Consider the following 20,338-nt stretch of genomic DNA (forward strand, 5'->3'; position numbering starts at 1 on the left):
TGCTGGAGGCGCTTCTCGACGCGTTCCCGACCCTTGCCCTGCTGGCATGGGAGCCTCCGGGCTGGGGCGCCAACCTTGCGCGCGGTCTGGTCAATTCGGTCCAGATCGCGCTGGGGGCCTTTGCCCTTGGCCTCGTGATCGGCACGGCGGGGGCTTATGGCAAGCTTTACGGCGGGCCGGTCACGCGCGATCTGCTGGCGGTCTATACGACCGTTGTGCGCGCCGTGCCGGAACTGGTGCTGATCCTGATCCTGTATTTCGCGGTCACCGATCTGGTCAATCAGGCGCTGGTCAGTTTCGGCTATGCGCGGGTGCAGATTTCGGGCGTTGCGGCAGGGATCGCGGTGCTGGGCGTAGTGCAGGGGGCCTATTCGACGGAAGTGCTGCGCGGCGCGATCCTTGCCGTGCCGTCGGGCCAGATCGAGGCCGCGCGGGCGATGGGGATGCCGCCTGTGACACTGGCGCGGCGCATCACCTTTCCTCTGATGCTGGCCAATGCGGTGCCGGGGCTGGCCAATCTGTGGCTGATCGCGACCAAGGACACGGCGCTGCTGGCCATTGTGGGCTTTGCCGAACTGACCCTGCAGACGCGGCAGGCGGCGGCCTCGACCAAGGCCTTCCTGACCTTCTTTCTGGCGGCGGGGCTGCTTTACCTGCTGGTCACGCTGATCTCGACCTTCTTGTTCGCCCGGGCCGAGAAATGGGCTCGGCGCGGTCAACGCGGGGGGCAGGCATGAGCCGGGGCTTCTGGCAGCCGCACCGGATTGTGCTGATCGGGCTGGCGGTCCTGCTGGCGCTGTGGTGCGGTTGGGCGCTGCGCTGGGACTGGCTGCCGCGCTATCTGCCGCTGATGGCCGAGGGCATCTGGCGCACGATCTGGCTTCTGGCGGTGACGGTCACGCTGGGCTTTCTGCTGGCGATCCCGCTGGGGTTGGCGCAGGCGGCGGGCCCCTGGTATCTGGCGGCCCCCGCGCGGTCCTTCTGCACGGTGGTGCGCGGCACGCCGCTGCTGCTGCAACTTTGGTTGCTCTATTACGGGCTGGGGTCGCTGTTCCCGCAATATCCCTGGATTCGGGAAAGTGAACTTTGGCCCTATCTTCGGCAGGCCTGGCCCTATGCGGTTCTGGCGCTGACGATTTCCTTCGCGGGCTATGAGGGTGAGGTGATGCGCGGCGCCTTCAAGGGCGTGCCCTCGGGGCAGCTTGAGGCCGCGCGCGCGATGGGGATGCCGCGTTTCACCATCCTGCGCCGGATCTGGCTGCCACAGGCGATCCAGCGCGCCCTGCCCACACTGGGGGGCGAGACCGTGCTGCAGCTCAAGGCGACACCCCTTGTCGCGACGATCACGGTGATCGACATCTATTCCGTGGCTTCGCGCGTGCGGCAGGATACGTTCATCGTCTATGAGCCGCTTTTGCTGCTGGCGCTGGTCTATATGGCGATCACCGGGATCATCGTGCTGGTCTTCCGCGCGCTGGAGGCGCGGGTGCCGAGCCGGGTGGCCTGATGCAGGCGCCGGAGGGTAAAGCCGGGGGCGCTGCCCCCGGATCCCCCCGGACCCTTGAGGTATTTTGGCCAAGATGAAAACGGCAGGGTCAGTCAGGACGCGGGGCTTAGTCAGGACGGGCGACATCCTTGTGGATGATCACATCGGCCTGCGGATAGGCCAGCATGATCGTGCGGCGCAGGCCCGCACCGATATCATGCGCCTCCCGCAGGGTCAGGGTGCCATCCAGTTCGATATGCAGATGGACAAAGACCCGGCTGCCCGCGGTGCGGGTCTTGAGGTCGTGAAAGCCGCGCACCTCGGGCCAGTTGCGCGCCAGCGTCGCGATACCCTCGACAATCTCGGGATCGGCGGCGCGGTCCATCAGCGCATCCCAGGCCCCTTTGCCGATCTTCACCGCGCCAAGGGCAAGGAAGGCGGCGGCGGCAAGCGCGACGACCGAATCGATCTGCGTCAGCCCGAAGGCACTTGACGCCCAGAGCGCACCGATTGCACCAAGATTGGGGATGAGATCGCCCAGATAATGCAGCCGGTCGGCGGCAACGACGCGGTTTTTCGTGCGCCGCGCGATGCGCCCCTGCCAGAGCACCAGCAAAAGCGTCAGCACGACCGAGGCACCCATCACCAGCATGCCGCGCAGTTCCGAGGCAAGCTGCACGGGCTGGGGTGAGACCAGCCTGCCAAGGGCTGCAGCGGCAATGACAGCGGCGGAAACCATGATGAAGACTGACTGACCAAGGGCTGCCAGATCCTCGGCCGAGGAATGGCCGAAGCCGTGATCCTCATCCGGGGGGCGGGCCGCGTAAAGAATCGCGGCCATCGCCCCCAGCGACATGATGAGATCAAGCGCACTGTCGGCAAGTGAGGCCGCGACCGAAAGCGCGCCGGTTTCCGCCAGCGCCCAAAGCTTGAGCGCGACAAGGATCAGCGCCACCGTCACCGAAGCAGAGGCGGCGGAAAGGTTCATCCGTGTGGTGTCATTCAGGGCCATGGCCCGGTCCCTTTTCCGGCTATGGGTCCGCCGGGGCAGGCCGGGCAGGTCAGTCTAGTCGAAGCTTTCACCGGGTTCCACACCCCAAAGGGCCTGCCGCTCGATCCAGCCGCTGTCGGATCCGGCCGCGACGCGGCACCAGTCGCCCTGACAGGCCAGAGGCCGCACGATCACCCCGGCCTCGGCGCGCAGGATAACCGGCGCATCGGGCTGCGGGTTGCTGCGCAGATCTGCAATTTCGGGACGGATCAGCGCCGAACGCACGCCCGAAAGCAGCGAATAATGCACCCAGCCGCCCAGTCCGTCGGCATCCTCGACCCGGCGCCAGTTGTCATGTTCGGCGGTGATGCGCAGGGGCATTCCGGCGGTGGTGAACACCCAGTCGATGCGATGCGTCAGGCCGGGGCCGCGCCGGGCGTTGCCCTCCCGCGCCTTGAGCGAGACATAGCGCGGCAGGGGCAGGTTGGTGACAGCCCCGCGCTGGATGCCATCGACGGCTGGCACCGCGGTTTCCGCCACGCCCTGCGCGCGCAGATCCGCCGCCGCAAGGCCAAGCGCCAGCATCATGGAGGTGACGATCGGAAGAATCCGTCGTTTCATTGTCCTGTCCTGCCCATCCGGCGCATGCCGGCCTCGATTTGCGCCGCATTTCGGGCAAAGCGGCCCGGGTGCGGCGTCATTCAACGGCTTCATCGCCATCCTGTTCGCGGCAGGGGTTGTGCCGCCCTCCGCTTCCCGGCACCTTGCCAGTTGGGAAACCGATTTGGAAGAGGAACGGGATAGACATGCCTTCATCGCGCCTGTGTGTTGTCGTGACGCGACGCCTGCCTGAAGTGGTGGAAACCCGGCTTAAGGAGCTTTTCGACGTCGAGTTGCGCGACCCCGATACCAAGATGACGCGCGAGGAACTGGCCGCAGCCCTTGGCCGCGCCGATGTGCTGGTGCCTTGCGTGACCGATCAGATTGATGCCGGATTGCTGGCGCAGGCGGGGGAACGGCTGAAGCTGATCGCGAATTATGGCGCCGGGGTGGACCATATCGACGTGGAAACCGCGCGGCGCCGGGGCATACTGGTGTCGAACACGCCCGGCGTGGTGACCGAGGATACCGCCGACATGACCATGGCACTGCTGCTGGCGGTTACCCGGCGCATTCCCGAAGGGCTGGCCGAGATGCAGGCCGGAAACTGGGGCGGCTGGGCGCCGATGGCGCATCTGGGCGGGCGGATCGGCGGGCGCCGGCTGGGCATTCTGGGCATGGGGCGGATCGGTCAGGCCGTTGCGCGGCGGGCGCGGGTCTTCGGCATGCAGATCCATTATCACAACCGTCGCCGTCTGCGCCCCGAGACCGAGGCGGATCTGGATGCGACCTGGTGGGAAAGCCTGGATCAGATGATCGCGCGGATGGATATGATCTCGGTCAACTGCCCGCATACGCCCTCGACCTTCCACCTGATCAATGCGCGGCGGATCAAGCTGATGAAGCCGACAGCGGTGATTGTGAACACCTCGCGCGGGGAGGTGATCGACGAGAATGCGCTGACGCGCGGGCTGCGGGCGGGCGATATCGCGGGTGCCGGGCTGGATGTGTTCGAACATGGCCATGAGATCAACCCGCGCCTGCGGCAAGCGCCCAATGTCGTGCTGCTGCCGCATATGGGATCGGCCACGGTCGAGGGACGAATCGAGATGGGCGAAAAGGTCATCATCAATATCAAGACCTTCGCCGACGGCCACCGCCCGCCGGATCAGGTTCTGCCGGGGATGCTGTAGGGTCGGCCAAGGAGGCCAGTGGTTCGCGCCCGATTCTCAAGGAAACCGGGACAGCCTGCGCGCCTGATCGGATGGATTTGGAGCGGGCGACGGGAATCGAACCCGTGTCTCTAGCTTGGAAGGCTAGGGTCTTACCATTACACAACGCCCGCGTTGCCGGAACGGTATAACCGCCGAAACCGGCGGCTGCAAGACTTGCGGGGCGGATTTGGCGGCGGCGCGGCGGGATGCTGCGCCGGTTTATGCGTGAACGTCCTGAAGGTCGTGACTGTCCGGGAAGGCGGGGAATCGGGGCGGGACAAAGGGCGCGCGGGGCGGGGCGACAAAACACAAACGGGCGGCCCCGGCGAAACCCGGGCCGCCCGTCAGTCGCTGGCATTGCGCCTTATTTCACCGTGATGCGGCCATCCAGTCCGGCCTTCACCACCCCGTTTGCGGCGATATATTCGGCCAGCACATCGGCCAGATCGGGGCCGTAATCATAGGCGTTCTGCGCGTCGATGAAGACGCGGAACCCGTCGCCGCCCTGACGGACATAGTTGTTCGTCACTGCGCCATAGGTGGCATCGGGATCAATGGGCACCCAGCCCTCGCCGTCGCGCACCATCACCTCCGAGACGCGCGCGCCCGGTTCGGCGGCGGGGTCGATGGTGTATTTCAGCCCCGCGACCTGCGCAAAGCGGCCTGCGGCATCTTCCATCTGGCTGGCGCCGTTTTCCAGCGCCGCGACAACCTGCGCCCCGGTCACCTGAAAGGTTGAGAGCGTGTTCTGGAAGGGCAGAACCGCCAGCACCGCGCCCATGGTCACTTCACCCGCCGGGATGCTGGCGCGGATACCGCCGCCGTTCTGGATTGCGATGGTGACGCCCTGATCCTTCACCCGGTCCAGCATCGATTCCGCGATCAGATTACCAAGCGCGCATTCCACGGCCCGGCAGGTGTCGCGGCTGCCATCCAGATCAACCGGAGAATTCGCCACGATCCGGGATTTCAATTCCTCGATGGGACCGGCAAGCTCGGCCACCCGGGCCTCGATGGCCGGATCGGGCGTGACCGAGGCATCCAGCAGGATCGTGTTGCCCCCGGCATGGATCAGATTGCCCGCGTCATCGAAGGTCAGTTCGGCATGGCCGAGATATTTCGAATAGGCATAGGCCTGCACGACCGGCACGATGCCGCCCGCCTCGGTATCGACCCAGGTCGGATAGGGGCCGTGACGGTCGGGATTATCGGCCGAAAGATAGGTGTGCGAATGGCCGCCCACCACGATATCGACGCCCGCGACGCGGGCCGCGATCTCCATATCCTTGCTATAGCCGACATGGGTCAGTGCGATGATCTTGTTCACGCCTTCGGCCTCAAGGGCTGCGACATCGGCCTTCAGGCTGTCGATCTCATCCTGAAAGATCACATCGGGGCCGGGGCTGGAGGTGTCCACCGTATCGGTGGCCAGCGCCGAGATGATGCCGATCTTCTCGCCCCCCACATCCAGCACGACATGATTCTTCACGCGGTCGGCGAGCAGATTGCTCCGGCTGACATCCAGATTGCCGGAAATCACCGGAAAGCTGATCTTTTCGATGAAATCGGCCAGCGCCTGCGGACCGTCATCGAATTCATGATTGCCGACGGCCATGACGTCAAAGCCGATCTGCTCCATGAACTCTGCCTCAACCGCGCCCTTGTAGGTCGTATACATCAGGCTGCCCTGAAACTGGTCGCCCGCATCCAGAACGATCACATTCTGGCCGTCAGCGCGCAGCGCCTCACGCAATTCGTTGATCTTGGTTGCGACCCGCGCCACACCGCCGAAACATTTGTTTTCGGCCGCATCCTCGGCCGAACAGGTCGAATCATAGGCGTTGATCGCCTCGATACGGCTGTGCAGGTCATTGATGTGCAGCACATGCAGCGTGTAATCCGCCGAAGCGGTGCCGGCGGCCCAGATCAGGGCCGTCGAGGCCAGAAGTCGCGCGATCATCGGTCAGGTTCTCCCCGAAGTTGGTGATGGCTCAAGACTGCTGCGGTTGCCCTGCAGAGTCAAAGCCTGTTATCGGCACGACCCTGCCAGAGTTTTCCGGCGCTTATGTGACAGTCGGACTGGCTTGCGCGCCCCGCATCAGTGAAGGGCTGTGTCACGCCTTGTGATCCCGCACTGGCCCATTGACCGATCCCGCGCCACAGGGCATGAGGCAGCCATGCTGATCTTCAAGATTTTCCGCCGATCCGAATGGAATGACCTGATCGCCGCCGGCGAAAGCGCGGGCGCGCCCGTGGATATCGCCGATGGCTATATTCATTTCTCAACCGCAGCACAGGTGGCCGGGACGGCCGCGAAACATTTCGCGCGTGAAAGCGATCTGGTGCTGGTCGCGGTCGAGGCTGACCGGCTGGGCGTCGATCTGAAATGGGAAGCCTCACGCGGGGGGGCGCTGTTTCCGCATCTTTACCGGCCCTTGCGCCATGCGGATGTGGTCTGGGACAAATCCCTGCCGCTGGGGGCCTCAGGCCATATCTTCCCCGAAGGCCATCTGTTCCCGGGGTCACGGGCATGAGTGTGGCGGGCGCGCCCAACGGTCTGCGGGACCGGATCGGACTGGCGCTGCTGCACCGGCTGGACCCGGAACGCGCGCATGGCCTGTCTCTGACGGCGCTGCGGCTGGGGCTGGCGCCCTTGCCCGGGCCGGTGACGGGCGCGCGGCTGCGCTGCACTCTGGCGGGGCTCGATCTGCCCAATCCGGTCGGGCTGGCCGCCGGATATGACAAGAATGCCGAAGCACTCGCCCCGCTGATGCGCGCCGGTTTCGGCTTTCTTGAGGTCGGTGCCGCAACGCCGCTGCCGCAGCCCGGCAATCCGCGTCCGCGCCTGTTTCGCCTGACCGGGGACCGCGCCGCGATCAACCGCTTCGGGTTCAACAATAACGGGATGGAACCTATTGCCGCCCGTCTGGCGGCGCGGCCACAGGGCATTCCGGTCGGGCTGAATCTGGGAGCCAACAAGACATCGGCCGACCGCGCCGCCGATTTTGCCCACGTTCTGGCCCATTGCGGCCCCCATGCGGATTTTGCGACGGTCAATGTCTCCTCGCCCAATACCGAAAAGCTGCGCGATCTGCAGGGCCGCGCGGCACTGACGGCGCTGCTGGGGGGCGTGATGGAGGCGCGGGCGGGGCTGTCCCGGCCGATCCCGGTCTTTCTGAAGATCGCGCCCGACCTGACGGCGGATGAACTGGCCGAGATCGCCGAGGTGGCGCTGGCCTCGGGCCTGTCGGGGATCATCGCGACCAACACGACCCTGTCGCGTGAGGGGCTGACCAGCCCGCATCGCGCCGAGGCGGGGGGCCTGTCCGGCGCGCCGCTGTTTGAACGCACGACCCGCATTCTGGCGCAACTGTCGCAACTGACCGGGGGGCGGTTGCCGCTGATCGGGGTGGGCGGCATCGGATCGGCGGATCAGGCCTATGCCAAGATCCGCGCCGGGGCCTCGGCGGTGCAGATCTATACGGCGATGGTCTATCGCGGGCTGGGACTTGCCGCCGAAATCGCGACCGGGCTGGAGACGCTGCTGGCAAGGGACGGATTTGCATCGGTCGCCGAGGCGGTGGGAACGGATCGCGACCGCTGGCTGTAGGCCTTGGGCGCCTCGGACGGGGTGCCTTGCCGTGAAACCGGCCGCGGTGAGGGAACCGGGGAAGCCTCAGGCGGAGGTATTTTTGCCAGGATGAAAGACCGGATGAATGCCGGTGCTGTATTCCGGCGATCAGAAGGCGCGGAAGGTCATCGTGGTCAGGGTGCGCATGATGCCCGGAATGTCGAAAAGGCGTTCCGACAGGTAATGGCCGACATCCTGATCGGCGGGGATATAGATCTTGGCGATCAGGTCATATTCGCCGCTGGTCGAGAAAAGCTCGGACACGATCTCACGGTCATAGATGGCATTTGCCACCTCATAGGTCTTGCCGGGGGTGCAGCGGAACTGGACGAATACGCAGATCATCGGGGCCTCATCGGGTTTCGGGTCGATCCTAGGGCAAGCGCCTGCGCGAAGGAAGGGGTCAGCCGCCGCCCGACAGGTTGAGCGGGGCGGCAGGGCGCGGCAGATCCTCGATGCCCAGCGGTTCGGCGGGGCGGGCCAGCCGGTTGCGCACGACCCAGATCAGCCGTTCCTGCGCGCGGGTGATGGCGACATAGGCCAGACGTTTCCACAGTGGCAAGCCTGCCTCGGATCGCCCGGCCTGTGCTGCGGCCCAGAGATCGGGGGCAAAGACCTGCACCTGTTCCCATTGACTGCCCTGTGCCTTGTGGATCGTGACCGCCGCCCCATGCAGAAAGGCCGCGCCCATCCGCGCGGCGGAGGGGATGAAGGGTTCCTCTTCATCGGGTTTCTCGATCTTGATGATGGATGCCGCCGAAACCTGCGGTTCCTCGGCGCCGATGACATGCAGCCGGGCGAAGCCATCCCGGGCGCCGGGACCAAGATAGATGACCTGCGCGCCCTTGATCAGGCCGCGCGCCTCAAGGTCGATGCGTTTCTTGCGGTGTTTCAGGGGCAGTTCGATTCCGTCGCAGATCAGCGGCTCGCCGGGGATCAGCGCAAATTCCGGCGCGCCATGGGCGGTGCGGAAGGCGGTGATCAGCCGCACACGGGTCGCGTTGCGCCAGACCAGCACGGGGCTGCGCGCCATCAGCCCGGCATCGACGCGCTGCGCCACCTCAACCCGCGAATCGCGCTGTGCGGCCTCTTCGACCATGCGTTCGAAACTTTCAAAGGTCAGACCGGGATCGGCCAGCGCATGGGCCAGATCAAGGATCGGGTTTCCGGCGGTCTGGCGGTGGATGCGGCTGAGTTCAAGCCGTCGCGTCGGGCCCAGCCGGTCAAAGACCATCTGCCCGGACTGACCCACCGGGGCCAGCTGTGCCGGATCACCGAACAGGACCAGCGTGGGAAAGATTTCGCGCAGGTCGTCGAACTGGCGTTCGTCCAGCATCGAGGATTCGTCGACGAATCCCACATCCAGCGGTTCCTCCCGCCGTTTCCAGCCCTTGATGAAATCGGACCCGCGCAGACCCGCCGCCGCCAGCGCCCCGGGGATCGAGGCAACCTGATCGTAAAAGGCCTTGGCCCGGTCCAGTGCCAGTTCGGTCAGCCCCTCGACCTCGGGGCGGGGGCCATTGCCCGCCAGCCATTCGGCGATCTTTTCATATTGCGGGTCGTAAAGCGGAGTATAAAGGATGCGGTGGATAGTCGTGGCCGGAACGCCGCGCAGCCGCAGGACCGAGGCCGCCTTGTTGGTTGGGGCAAGGATGGCCAGCGTCCGGCGGTCCTTGCGCTTGCGGCCTTCATAATCGCCCGAAACGATGTCGACCCCGGCCGCAACCATGGCCTTGTAAAGGGCGGCAAGCAGCATGGTCTTGCCCGATCCGGCCTTGCCGATCACCGCTGTCACGCTGGCCTTGCCCTCGGCCCCGGGGGTCAGGCTTGCGTCATCCAGATCAATGCCCATGCCGCGCATCTGATCGGCAAGCCGGTCCCAGGCTTCGGCCTGATCTTCGGAAAAGGTAAGCGCGGGCACGGACATGGCGCGACATTATCCGCAGGCCGCGGGATAGGCCAGCACTGGCGGGCGGGTTGTGGCGCGAAAACGATGGGGGAAAGGCCCGGGCTGCGGCGTCAGTCGCGGCGCAGGCGGCCCTTTGCCGGATCGGGTGCATCCGCGTTGCTTTCATGGCAACCGTCTTCAGCCCCCGATGCGGCGGCTATTTCGGCCCGTGCCACGCGCAGCGCAAGATCTGCCTGCGCGGCAAGGGCCGGCAGATCATGGCGAAGCGCGTAGGATTGCAGATCCGTCAGCACATCGAAAATCCAGTCATGGCGCATCGGCGTCGGTCCGGTCAGGCGGCTTTGCCGTCAACAGTACCACCCACAGGCCGGGGCGGGTATCCGCAGCCCGGGTGACAGTCTGTCACCCCTGCCGAAACGGTCAGGCACCACAGACCGGCCCCGAGGGGCCTGCCTGATCTCCATGCTGCCCTGTCAGCGCCCGCGTCCGGCCTCAAGCGTGTCCTCGAAGGTGCGCAGACCTGTGCGCGGGGCCTGCACCAGCACCGCCATATTGCCGGGTTTATGCTCGTTGCGGCGCATCTTCATATGGGCGGCGGGGATCTCGTCCCAGCCGAAGACCTCGGACATGCATGGGTCCAGCCGCCGCTCGATCATCAGGTTGTTCGCCGCCGAGGCCTGCGCAAGATGCGCGAAATGCGAGCCCTGAAGCCGCTTTTGATGCATCCACATATAGCGCACGTCGAAAGTGCAGTTGAACCCGGTGGTGCCTGCGCAGATCACGACCATGCCGCCCTTCTTGCAGATCAGCGAGGAGACGGGGAAGGTTGCCTCACCGGGATGCTCAAAGACGATATCGGGATTGACGCCCTTGCCGAAAATGTCCCAGACCGCCTTGCCGAATTTGCGCGCCTCTTTCAGCCAGTCATTATATTCAGGGCTGCCAACCTTGGGCAGTTGGCCCCAGCAGTTGAAATCATTGCGGTTGATGACGCCCTTTGCGCCAAGGCCCATGACAAAATCGCGCTTGGTCTCATCCGAGATCACGCCGATCGCATTGCCGCCCGCCGTGTTGACCAGCTGGATCGCATAGGACCCAAGGCCGCCGCTGGCACCCCAGACCAGCACGTTCTGGCCGGGTTTCAGATCATGCGGCGCATGGCCGAACAGCATCCGGTAGGCGGTGGCCAGCGTCAGCGTGTAGCAGGCACTTTCCTCCCATGTCAGGTGGCGGGGGCGCGGCATGAGCTGCTGGGCCTGCGCGCGGGTGAATTGTGAGAACGACCCGTCGGGTGTCTCATAGCCCCAGATGCGCTGCGTGGGCGAATACATCGGATCGCCGCCATTGCAGAATTCATCATCGCCATCGTCCTGATTGCAGTGGATCACCACCTCATCGCCGACCTTCCAGCGTTTCACCGCCGAACCGACCGCCCAGACGATGCCCGCCGCATCCGACCCCGCGATATGATAGGGCTGTTTGTGCCCGTCAAAGGGACTGATCGGTTCGCCCCGGCTGGCCCAGACACCGTTGTAATTCACGCCGGCCGCCATCACGAGAACCAGCACCTCATTGCTGTCCAGCGCCCAGGTATCGACCACCTCGACCTGCATGGCCGTGTCGGGTTCGCCGTGCCGTTCACGCCGGATCGCCCAGGCATACATCTGGCGGGGCACATGGCCCAGCGGGGGCATTTCCCCGATCTCGTACAGGTCTTTTTGCGGGGCATCATAGGGGGTGATGCGGGAATGCGTGTCCAGTGCCATAGGGGGCCTCCTGAGCGGTTTTGAAATGCCGCAACGCAGAATCATGCGGCCTTGAGCGAAGGGATAGGGGGCTTCACGCAACAATGCAATGGGGTGCAGCTCTATTTTGTAATTTTATGTCCGCCGCGTCGCGGCATTTCCGTCGGGCGGTGCTTCCAGCCTTTGACGGACCTGCGCGGCATAGAAGGCCAGAAGGTCGTGCTTTCCGGGCAGCGGCGTTCCATCCGCGCCCAGGACGCCGCGTGCGGTCAGAACCGCGCGCCCCTCGGCCCGGGCCTGTGCGGCGCCGCCGGGCGGCAGTTTCATCACCGCGCCCTGCGCCAGCAGACGTTCGGCCAGCGCCTCCTCCGTGGTGTGTTCCAGAATCGCGGCGGCGCAAAGCGGGACCGGCAAGACCGGAACGGCGCGGCCGACCTCCTCCATCAGATCGGCGGCAAGGCTTTCCAGATCGCGCCCGGCCGCCAGATGCGCGCGCAGGCTGACCGGGGGGCCGAAGCCCACCCCGGCAGAGCCGAACAGATAGAGATGCCCGCTGGCGCGTTTCAGCCCGATCACCAGTGCCTCCCATGCCACGCGCAACAGGCGGGGCCGGAAGCGGCGCGTGCCGTCCTTGCCCGCCTGCACCAACAGCAGATCCTCGGGCACCCGGTCATAGGAAAGGCCGACCGGCACGAAGATCACATCGCGTCCTGCCGGGTCGAACCCGTCGATGATATAGTGCAGCAGGCCCAGTTTTGCCGGTCCGATCCGCCCGTCAAGGCTGAGCCCGCCTTCGGGAAAGAGCGCCTGCGTGATGCCGTCTGCTGTGGCCATCTGCACATGCCGTTCCAGCACCTTGCGATAAAGCGGATTGGACCGCCCGCGTCGGATGAAATAGGCCCCCATCGCCCGGATCATCGCGCTGAGCGGCCAGACCCGCGCCCATTCCCCCACCGCATAGGACAGTGCGCCACGCCGGGCGACCAGCCATGTGACCAGAACATAATCCATGTTCGACCGGTGATTGATGACAAAGATCACCGTCGCCTTGGGGTCGATGGCGTCAAGGGCTGCATCCATCCGCCCGATCCGCACCCGGTAAAGCACCCGCGACAGCGCCCGTGCGGCCCATGTTGCAAAGCCGAAATACAGCGTCGCGGAAAAGCCCGGCACGATTTCGCGCGCATAGCGGCGGGCCTGTTCGAAGACCACATTCTGCGGCACGCCGGTTTCCGCCGCCTGATCGGCAACCGCCTGCATCACCTTGGGATCAAAAACCAGACGCACGATGCGGTCCTGCCGCCGCATCAGCTTGAACGGCTCGATCGGGCGCTGCAGCCGCTGGTTCAGCCGCACGACAACCCGTTCCATGCGGCGGCGCAGAAACCAGCGAAGCGAGGGCACCAGCACACGATCCAGCGCACCAAATCCCGCAAGCAGCAGGGCCAGCACCACGATCCAGACAGGAATCTCGACAGTCTCGGTCATCTGCGCAGCCTAGGGCTTTGGCTGTTGGCGGTAAATCCACCCATGCCGCAGTGCGGCGAATTGACAGCGCCAGAAAGTTGCGTCTATTTGCGGGAGGTGGAAATAAAATTGCGTTTGTGATTCCGGAGGCTCAGAGTGACCCAGCCCAGCATGACCCAGACCGAAGCGGACCAACCCGACGCGGCGCAGAAAGACAAGCCCTGGCTGTTCCGCACCTATGCGGGCCATTCGACGGCAGCGGCCTCGAACGCGCTTTACCGCACCAATCTGGCCAAGGGGCAGACCGGCCTTTCGGTGGCTTTCGATCTGCCGACCCAGACCGGCTATGACAGCGATCATCTGCTTGCACGGGGTGAGGTGGGCAAGGTCGGTGTGCCGGTGGCGCATCTGGGCGACATGCGGGCACTGTTCGACCGGATCCCGCTGGACCAGATGAACACCTCGATGACGATCAACGCCACCGCGCCGTGGTTGCTGGCGCTCTATGTCGCCGTGGCCGAGGAACAGGGGGCCGATATCGCGGCCCTGCAAGGCACGGTGCAGAATGACATCATCAAGGAATATCTGTCGCGCGGCACCTATATCTGCCCGCCGAAACCCAGCCTGCGGATGATTACCGATATTGCCGCTTGGACGCAGGGCGCGATGCCGAAATGGAACCCGATGAATGTCTGCTCCTATCACCTGCAAGAGGCGGGGGCGACGCCGGAACAGGAACTGGCCTTCGCGCTGGCCACGGCCCTTGCGGTGCTGGATGACCTGAGGGGTAAGGTGCCTGCGGCGGATTTCCCCAATATGGTGGGGCGGATCTCTTTCTTCGTGAATGCGGGCATCCGGTTTGTCACCGAGCTTTGCAAGATGCGGGCTTTCGTCGATCTGTGGGATGAGATCCTGCTGGAACGCTATGGCATCGAGGACGCGAAATACCGCCGCTTCCGCTATGGCGTGCAGGTCAATTCACTGGGCCTGACCGAACAGCAGCCCGAAAACAACGTCTATCGCATCCTGATCGAGATGCTGGCAGTAACGCTGTCGAAAAAGGCCCGTGCGCGGGCGGTGCAGCTTCCGGCGTGGAATGAGGCGCTGGGACTGCCGCGCCCCTGGGATCAGCAATGGTCGCTGCGGATGCAGCAGATCCTGGCCTATGAAACCGATCTGCTGGAATTCGATGACCTTTTCGACGGCAATCCGGCGGTGGATCGCAAGGTTGCGGCGCTGAAGACCGGCGCGCGGGATGAACTGGCCCGGATCGACGCGATGGGCGGCGCGGTGGCGGCCATCGACTATATGAAGGGGCGGCTGGTCGAGGCCAATGCCGAACGCATCGGGCGGGTTGAAAGCGGTGAAACCGTGGTGGTCGGCGTGAACCGCTGGACCGAGGCTGCGCCCTCGCCCCTGACGGCGGGGGAAGGCGCGATCATGGTCGCGGATGCGCGGGCCGAGGCAGACCAGATTGCGCGGCTTGAGGCATGGCGCGCGGCCCGCGATGCGGCCGAGGTGCGCGCGGCGCTTGAGGCGCTGTCGCAGGCCGCGCGGGACGGGGGCAATATCATGCCGCCCTCGATCCGCGCAGCCAAGGCCGGGGTCACCACCGGCGAATGGGGGGCCACGATCCGTGCGGCTTTCGGTGAATATCGCGCGCCGACCGGAGTTTCCAAATCCCCGTCAAACCGCACCGAGGGGCTGGAGCCGATCCGTGAGGCCGTGGCCGATCTGGCCGCGCGTCTGGGGCGACCGCTGAAATTCGTCGTCGGCAAACCGGGGCTGGACGGCCATTCGAACGGTGCCGAACAGATTGCCGCCCGCGCCCGCGATTGCGGCATGGATATCCATTACGAAGGCATCCGCCTGACCCCGGCCGAGATTGTCGCGGCGGCGGCGGATCAGAAGGCGCATGTGCTGGGCCTGTCGATCCTGTCGGGCAGCCATCTGCCGCTGATCGCCGAGACCATGGCCCTGATGCGCGAGGCCGGGCTGGCGCATGTGCCGGTCGTGGTGGGCGGCATCATCCCCGAAGAGGATGCCGAGGCGCTGCGCGCCATGGGCGTGGCAGCGGTCTATACGCCCAAGGATTTTGAGTTGAACCGCATCATGATGGATATCGTGACGCTGGTGGACGGCGCGCCGCTGGCAGCCTGAGCGGGGCAGGGCAGGGGGGGCGGGATCGCCCCCCGCCTCCATCATGCCCCGGGAACCAGATCCCCGGGCAGATCCAGCCCCAGTTTGCGGGCCAGCGCGCGCAGCGTTTCCGTATCACCCGTCCAAGGGGCGGTGCGGGCGGCAAACAGCACCGCCTGTGAGCGGTGGATCATGCCATCCTCCAGCACCTTGAGGTGATTGGCCCGCAGCGTTTCGCCCGATGAGGTGATATCGGCAATCGCCTCGGCGGTCTGATGCTTGACGGTGCCTTCGGTGGCGCCCTGACTGTCGACCAGCTGATAATCCGCCACGCCTTGTGCGGTCAGGAAATCCCGCACCAGCCGGTGATATTTCGTGGCGATCCGCAGACGGTGGCCATGGCTGCGGCGAAAGGCGGCGGCGGCAGCGTCCAGATCATCCACCGTTTCCACATCGACCCAGCAGCAGGGCACGGCCAGAATAAGATCGGCATGGCCAAAGCCAAGCGGGGCCAGTTCCACCACCTGACGCGGCCAGTCGGCCAGTTTGTCGCGCACAAGATCCGACCCGGTAACGCCCAGGTGGATGCGCCCGGCGGCCAGTTCGCGCGGGATCTCACCGGCCGACAGCAGCACCAGTTCCACCCCGGCGATGCCATCCACCGCGCCCGCATATTCGCGGTCATTGCCGGTGCGGGCCATGGTGACGCCGCGCGCGCCGAACCAGCCAAAGGTCTTTTCCATCAGACGGCCCTTCGAGGGCACCCCGATCCTGAGACTCATGCCGCATCCCCCCGCAATCCGGCCACCAGCGCGGGGCGGATCACGCCCCCCACTGCCGGGATCGACCGGCCCTGTCCCAGAACCTCGGTCAGCGCGTCATAGCGCCCGCCGGTCGCCACGGGCGGCAGATCGGGGTTGGCGGCGTGGAAGCTGAACACGAACCCGTCGTAATATTCCATCGAACTGCGGCCATGGCCCGCCTCGAAGGGCAGGGTTTCGGGGTCAATGCCATGGGCGGCCAGTGCGGCCAGTCGCGCCTCAAACCGGTCCACGGCGGGGGCGATGGCGGGCAGCATTGGTTCGATCCCGCGCAGATGGCGCAGGGCAGCCCCTGCCGGGGCTTCAAGCGTCAGAAGATCATAAAGAAGTGCCGCCTCGGTGGCCGCAAGCGGCGGGGCGGCGGCATCTTCGACAAGGGCGGCTGCGCGGGCGGCAATCTCATCCTCGCTGCGCAGGCCGATCATCGGGCCTGCGGCCCCGATCAGGTCCTGCGCGCTGCCCGAGGTCAGCCGTTCCAGCAGCCGCGCGCGGGCGGGGGCCATGGCGGACCGGCCCGAAAACCGGTCCAGCAGCGCGCGGAATCGGTGCGGCCGCCAGACATGGCGCAAAAGCGCGGCGCGGCGGCGTTCGGTTGTCTTCAACCCGCGCACCGCCGCCATCAGGATGCCGATATCGCCGGTCACGGCGCGCAGGCCCAATGGCGCCAGCGCCTGCGCGAACAGCGCAAAGACCTCGGCATCCGCCGCCTGCGGCTCGGTGCGGTCAAAAAGCTCGAACCCCACCTGCAGGAATTCGCTGGGGCGCGCGCCGGGGCGGTCCTGTTTGCGGAACACCTCGCCCAGATAGCAATAGCGGGCGGGATCGGCACCATGGGCCATATGGGTTTCGACCACCGGCACGGTGAAATCGGGACGCAACATCATCTCTCCGCGCAGCGGGTCGGCGGTGACATAGGCGCGGGCGCGGATATCCTCACCATACAGATCCAGCAGCGTGCCTGCGGGTTGCAGCATGTCGCATTCGACCGGCAGCGCGCCTGCCGCGCGGAAGGTGGCCATGAGCGCCTCCCCCTCGGCCCGGACGGCGGCGCGGGGGGGTGCGATTTCGGTCATTGCGCCAGCATCCGTTGCACGGCGGCGACCAGATCGGCGCGCGGCACCTCGACCTGTGCAGGGCGGTCCTTCCATTCCTCGAGCGTGGCGTTTTCGGCGATCTTCGCGCCAAGGATCAGGTCTTTCAGAACCACGGTGCCGTTGGCTGCCTCATCTCCGCCCTGGATGATCGCGATGGGGCTGCCGCGTTTATCGGCATACTTCAACTGGTTGCCGAAGTTTTTCGGATTGCCCAGATACATTTCGGCGCGGATGCCTGCGGTGCGCAACTCGCCCACCATGGCCATGTAATCGGCCATGCGGTCGCGATCCATCACCGTCACGACCACCGGGCCGGGCGCGGGCGCCCCGGCATGGCCCTTGGCGCGGAGGGCGGCCAGCAGGCGGTCCACCCCGATGGAAACGCCGGTTGCGGGCACGGACTGCCCGGTGAAGCGTTTCACCAGATCATCATAACGCCCGCCCCCCGCGACCGAGCCGAATTGACGCGGGCGGCCCTTTTCGTCGAGGATTTCGAAGGTCAGTTCGGCCTCATAGACCGGGCCGGTGTAATAGCCCAAGCCCCGGACGACGGAAGGGTCGATCACGATGCGGTCGGGGCCGTAGCCTTGGGCGGCGAGAAGGGCGGCGATTTGTTCGAGTTCTTCAACTCCTTCTTGGCCAATTTGGCTCTGGCTCACTAAGCCGCGCAAATGGTCTAGGACCCCTGCATTCCAAACTGCCCCAAAGCCCTCGCGCACAGCTTCATTTTCGATGTTTGGGTTAGCATTCTGGCTCGCAGCGCCGCGGCGCAGAAAGTCAGCTTCTCGCGGGTTGCTGCCAACTTGCGACAACAAGGTTGTTCTGACTGCGCTATTCGCTCCAACAAACCCCATAACCACGTCCGCCTGTGCGTCACTCAGCCCGGCCCCCTTAGTGAAATCGCCGCTCTCATCCTTGCGGCCCTCGCCCAAAAGCGCGCGCACGCCCTCTTCCCCCAACCGGTCCAGCTTATCAATCGCGCGCAGGACGATGCCGCGTTCGGCCTCCTTGTCGTCGCCCGACAGGCCCGCGACCTCCATCACCCCGTTCAGCACCTTCCGGTTATTCACCCGCACGATGTAATCGCCCCGGTCGATCCCCACGGCCTCCAGCGTATCGGCCAGCATGGCGCAGATCTCGGCATCCGCCGCCACGGATGCAGCCCCCACCGTATCGGCATCGCATTGGTAAAACTGCCGGAACCGCCCCGGACCGGGCTTTTCATTGCGCCAGACCGGTCCGAAAGTGTAACGGCGATAGGGGGAGGGCAGGTCATTGCGGAACTGTGCGGCCACCCGTGCAAGCGGCGCGGTCATGTCATAGCGCAGGGCCAGCCACTGGTCATCCTCATCCTGCCAGCCGAACACGCCTTCATTCGGGCGGTCCACATCGGGCAGGAACTTGCCCAAAGCCTCGACCGTCTCAACGGCCGATGTCTCCAAGGGGTCGAAGCCGTAGCGCTCATAGACTTCGGAAATCTTCTGCAGCATGTCGCGCCGCTCGGTCACCTCCGCGCCGAAATAGTCGCGAAAGCCCTTGGGCGTCTCGGCGCGCGGGCGCCGGGGGGATTTGTCCTTGGCCATCGGGGAAACCCTTTGCTGCGGTCACGCGGGCGGTGTAACGGATGGCCGGAGGCGCGGCAAGCAAGGAGAGGGTCATGGCAGACCGCATCGAGGCGGCAGAGGAACAGATCGCCCATCTGATCCGCCTGACCGAGGATTTGTCCGGGATCGTCGCGAAACAGGCCGACCGGATCGACCTGCTGGAACGCCGGGTCGCGATGCTGCTGAACCGGGTTGCCGAACCGGATGAGGGCGGCGTGTTTCTGGCCGACCAGCGCCCGCCGCACTGGTAGGGCAGGGCGCCCCGGTATCAGGGTTCAGGCCCGACGGGACATGCCGAAATTCACCCGGGACGACAGCATCCCAAGGGCGAAGGGGGGCCTGCCCCCCTCTTTGGCTCTCGCCAAATTCACCCCCCGGGATATTTGGAGACAGAAAAAGGAAGCGGAGCGTTTCACAGGCGACAGCCCGTAAAAACCCCTGACATGACTTGCCTTTTCCGGCGGCATCCGGTTTTGTTGCCGCGCAAGCGCGGGTCCTGGGCGATCCGCGTGACCGCGAGGACCGCCTTTGCCCCTGCATCCGACAAGCCGAAAGTTCCACCCCGTTGGGGTGATTGTGACATTGGCCCTTGCGCTGACCGGGGGAATCGCGGCCACGCTGCTGCATCTGCCGCTGGCGCTTTTGCTGGGGTCGATGGTCGCGGTGGGGGCGGTTGCGATGGCGGGGTGGAAACCCATGGGCCATGAGGTCGGCCTGCCGGGCCTGTTCCGCCTGATCGCGATTCCGGTGATCGGCATCGCCATCGGCGGCAGTTTCACCCCCGACATCCTGCGGCAGGCGACGCAATGGGCCCCCAGCCTGCTCGCGCTGTCGCTTTTCGTGCCGCTGGCCCATATCCTTGCCTTCGGCATCTACCGGGCGGGCGGGGTCGATCCCGTCTCGGCCTATTGGGGCACGGTGCCGGGGGGGCTGATCGAATCCGTCACGCTGGGGGAGGAGGCGGGGGCCGATCCGGGAATGCTGGTGCTGATGCAGTTCCTGCGGTTGATCCTGACCATCGTGGCGGTGCCGCTTTTGTTCGTGATCCTGACCGGGGAAATGGTCGGATCGGGGGCGGGCGTGGCCCTGCAGGGATCGGACAAGGCATTGCGGCTGGCCGATATCGCCATTCTGGCCGTTGCGGGCTTTGCGGGCTTCCATCTGGGCCATCTTTTGCGCCTGCCGGCCGCGGTGATGACGGGGCCGCTGATCGCCTCGGCCGTCGTGCATCTGACCGGGCTGACCGAGGGCGTGCCGCCGGGCTGGGCCATCGCCGCGACGCAGGTCGTTGTCGGGGCAGGGCTTGGCGCGCGGTTCACAGGCATGTCGGGATCGGTGCTGCGGCGCGGTTTCGTGCTGGCCATGATCGCGACCATGGTCCTGCTGGCGGTGGCATGGGCCTTTGCGGTGCTGCTGGCCCCTTGGGTCGGGCAGCCGGTCGCGGCGCTGTTTCTGGCCTTTGCCCCCGGCGGGATCACGGAAATGAGCCTGATCGCGCTGAGCCTGCAGATCAGCGTGGTCTTCGTGACGCTGCATCATATTGTGCGGATCGTGTTGTCCATCGCGATTGCACGGGCCTTGGCGGGCCGTTTCGGCGGGCTGCACCGCTGACGCGCGGTTTGTGCCCCTACGGGGGG

General features: G+C 65.6%; 19 protein-coding genes and 1 tRNA gene. 8 read left to right on the forward strand and 12 right to left on the reverse strand.

Annotation, left to right across the window (positions count from 1 at the left end; genetic code table 11):
- Positions 1-2 precede the first annotated feature (2 nt).
- Both JL811_RS03125 and JL811_RS03130 read left to right on the forward strand, forming a co-directional pair.
- Complete coding sequence (locus JL811_RS03125) at positions 3-737, forward strand: ABC transporter permease (protein ID WP_202687195.1); 735 nt, start codon at positions 3-5, stop codon at positions 735-737.
- Positions 734-1,507 (forward strand): ABC transporter permease, encoded by a 774-nt coding sequence (locus tag JL811_RS03130; RefSeq protein WP_237684747.1) that lies wholly within the window; start codon positions 734-736, stop codon positions 1,505-1,507. The genes JL811_RS03125 and JL811_RS03130 overlap by 4 nt, the downstream gene beginning before the upstream one ends.
- A 106-nt stretch (positions 1,508-1,613) precedes the next feature.
- Here the strand turns inward: JL811_RS03130 and JL811_RS03135 are convergent, their stop codons facing one another.
- A complete protein-coding gene (locus JL811_RS03135) occupies positions 1,614-2,498 on the reverse strand; it encodes a cation diffusion facilitator family transporter (RefSeq protein ID WP_202686838.1) in 885 nt (294 codons plus the stop codon).
- A 54-nt stretch (positions 2,499-2,552) separates the two neighbouring features.
- On the reverse strand, positions 2,553-3,098 hold the full coding sequence (locus JL811_RS03140; protein WP_202686839.1) for an SH3 domain-containing protein: 546 nt from the start codon (positions 3,096-3,098) through the stop codon (positions 2,553-2,555).
- 185 nt (positions 3,099-3,283) lie between these two features.
- On the opposite strand from JL811_RS03140, the gene JL811_RS03145 reads away from it, so the two are divergent.
- A complete protein-coding gene (locus JL811_RS03145; RefSeq protein WP_202686840.1) occupies positions 3,284-4,270 on the forward strand; it encodes a 2-hydroxyacid dehydrogenase in 987 nt (328 codons plus the stop codon).
- Positions 4,271-4,348: 78 nt separating this feature from the next.
- On the opposite strand, the gene JL811_RS03150 is transcribed toward JL811_RS03145, so the two are convergent.
- Together JL811_RS03150 and JL811_RS03155 are read right to left on the reverse strand one after the other, a co-directional pair.
- A tRNA-Gly gene (locus JL811_RS03150) sits at positions 4,349-4,422 on the reverse strand.
- Between the two features lie 233 nt (positions 4,423-4,655).
- Positions 4,656-6,251, reverse strand: a complete 1,596-nt coding sequence (locus tag JL811_RS03155) for a bifunctional metallophosphatase/5'-nucleotidase (RefSeq protein WP_202686841.1) — start codon at positions 6,249-6,251, stop codon at positions 4,656-4,658.
- A gap of 217 nt (positions 6,252-6,468) precedes the next feature.
- Between JL811_RS03155 and JL811_RS03160 the strand changes: the two genes are divergently transcribed.
- Together JL811_RS03160 and JL811_RS03165 are read left to right on the forward strand one after the other, a co-directional pair.
- Positions 6,469-6,825, forward strand: coding sequence for a DUF952 domain-containing protein (locus JL811_RS03160; RefSeq protein WP_202686842.1), 357 nt, complete (start codon positions 6,469-6,471; stop codon positions 6,823-6,825).
- On the forward strand, positions 6,822-7,901 hold the full coding sequence (locus JL811_RS03165; RefSeq protein WP_202686844.1) for a quinone-dependent dihydroorotate dehydrogenase: 1,080 nt from the start codon (positions 6,822-6,824) through the stop codon (positions 7,899-7,901). The genes JL811_RS03160 and JL811_RS03165 overlap by 4 nt, the downstream gene beginning before the upstream one ends.
- 129 nt (positions 7,902-8,030) lie before the next feature.
- On the opposite strand, the gene JL811_RS03170 is transcribed toward JL811_RS03165, so the two are convergent.
- From JL811_RS03170 to JL811_RS03190, 5 genes are all read right to left on the reverse strand, one after another.
- On the reverse strand, positions 8,031-8,267 hold the full coding sequence (locus JL811_RS03170; RefSeq protein ID WP_202686846.1) for an Lrp/AsnC ligand binding domain-containing protein: 237 nt from the start codon (positions 8,265-8,267) through the stop codon (positions 8,031-8,033).
- A gap of 58 nt (positions 8,268-8,325) precedes the next feature.
- Complete coding sequence (locus tag JL811_RS03175; protein WP_202686848.1) at positions 8,326-9,849, reverse strand: ATP-dependent DNA helicase; 1,524 nt, start codon at positions 9,847-9,849, stop codon at positions 8,326-8,328.
- Between the two features lie 92 nt (positions 9,850-9,941).
- A complete protein-coding gene (locus JL811_RS03180) occupies positions 9,942-10,148 on the reverse strand; it encodes a hypothetical protein (RefSeq protein WP_202686850.1) in 207 nt (68 codons plus the stop codon).
- A gap of 156 nt (positions 10,149-10,304) precedes the next feature.
- Positions 10,305-11,597 (reverse strand): crotonyl-CoA carboxylase/reductase, encoded by a 1,293-nt coding sequence (gene ccrA, locus JL811_RS03185; protein WP_202686857.1) that lies wholly within the window; start codon positions 11,595-11,597, stop codon positions 10,305-10,307.
- A gap of 114 nt (positions 11,598-11,711) precedes the next feature.
- Complete coding sequence (locus tag JL811_RS03190) at positions 11,712-13,064, reverse strand: 1-acyl-sn-glycerol-3-phosphate acyltransferase (RefSeq protein WP_202686863.1); 1,353 nt, start codon at positions 13,062-13,064, stop codon at positions 11,712-11,714.
- Between the two features lie 150 nt (positions 13,065-13,214).
- Between JL811_RS03190 and JL811_RS03195 the strand changes: the two genes are divergently transcribed.
- Positions 13,215-15,203 carry a protein meaA gene (locus JL811_RS03195; protein WP_202687196.1) on the forward strand — a complete coding sequence of 663 codons (1,989 nt, stop codon included), beginning with the start codon at positions 13,215-13,217 and terminating at the stop codon, positions 15,201-15,203.
- A 41-nt stretch (positions 15,204-15,244) separates the two neighbouring features.
- Here the strand turns inward: JL811_RS03195 and hisG are convergent, their stop codons facing one another.
- The 3 genes from hisG to hisS are packed head-to-tail and all read right to left on the reverse strand — an operon-like array spanning position 15,245 to position 18,680.
- Positions 15,245-15,964: an ATP phosphoribosyltransferase gene (gene hisG, locus JL811_RS03200; RefSeq protein WP_202686865.1), complete on the reverse strand. Its 720-nt coding sequence runs from the start codon at positions 15,962-15,964 to the stop codon at positions 15,245-15,247.
- Positions 15,961-17,076: an ATP phosphoribosyltransferase regulatory subunit gene (locus JL811_RS03205; protein ID WP_202686867.1), complete on the reverse strand. Its 1,116-nt coding sequence runs from the start codon at positions 17,074-17,076 to the stop codon at positions 15,961-15,963. The genes hisG and JL811_RS03205 overlap by 4 nt, the downstream gene beginning before the upstream one ends.
- Positions 17,073-18,680 carry a histidine--tRNA ligase gene (gene hisS / locus JL811_RS03210; protein WP_202686870.1) on the reverse strand — a complete coding sequence of 536 codons (1,608 nt, stop codon included), beginning with the start codon at positions 18,678-18,680 and terminating at the stop codon, positions 17,073-17,075. The genes JL811_RS03205 and hisS overlap by 4 nt, the downstream gene beginning before the upstream one ends.
- Positions 18,681-18,754: 74 nt before the next feature.
- On the opposite strand from hisS, the gene JL811_RS03215 reads away from it, so the two are divergent.
- Together JL811_RS03215 and JL811_RS03220 are read left to right on the forward strand one after the other, a co-directional pair.
- Positions 18,755-18,952 carry a SlyX family protein gene (locus JL811_RS03215; RefSeq protein ID WP_202686872.1) on the forward strand — a complete coding sequence of 66 codons (198 nt, stop codon included), beginning with the start codon at positions 18,755-18,757 and terminating at the stop codon, positions 18,950-18,952.
- Positions 18,953-19,277: 325 nt separating this feature from the next.
- Positions 19,278-20,312 (forward strand): AbrB family transcriptional regulator, encoded by a 1,035-nt coding sequence (locus JL811_RS03220; RefSeq protein ID WP_202686874.1) that lies wholly within the window; start codon positions 19,278-19,280, stop codon positions 20,310-20,312.
- The last annotated feature ends 26 nt before the right edge of the window (positions 20,313-20,338 follow it).

It is taken from the genome of Szabonella alba (assembly GCF_016765775.1).
Lineage (GTDB): Bacteria > Pseudomonadota > Alphaproteobacteria > Rhodobacterales > Rhodobacteraceae > Szabonella > Szabonella alba.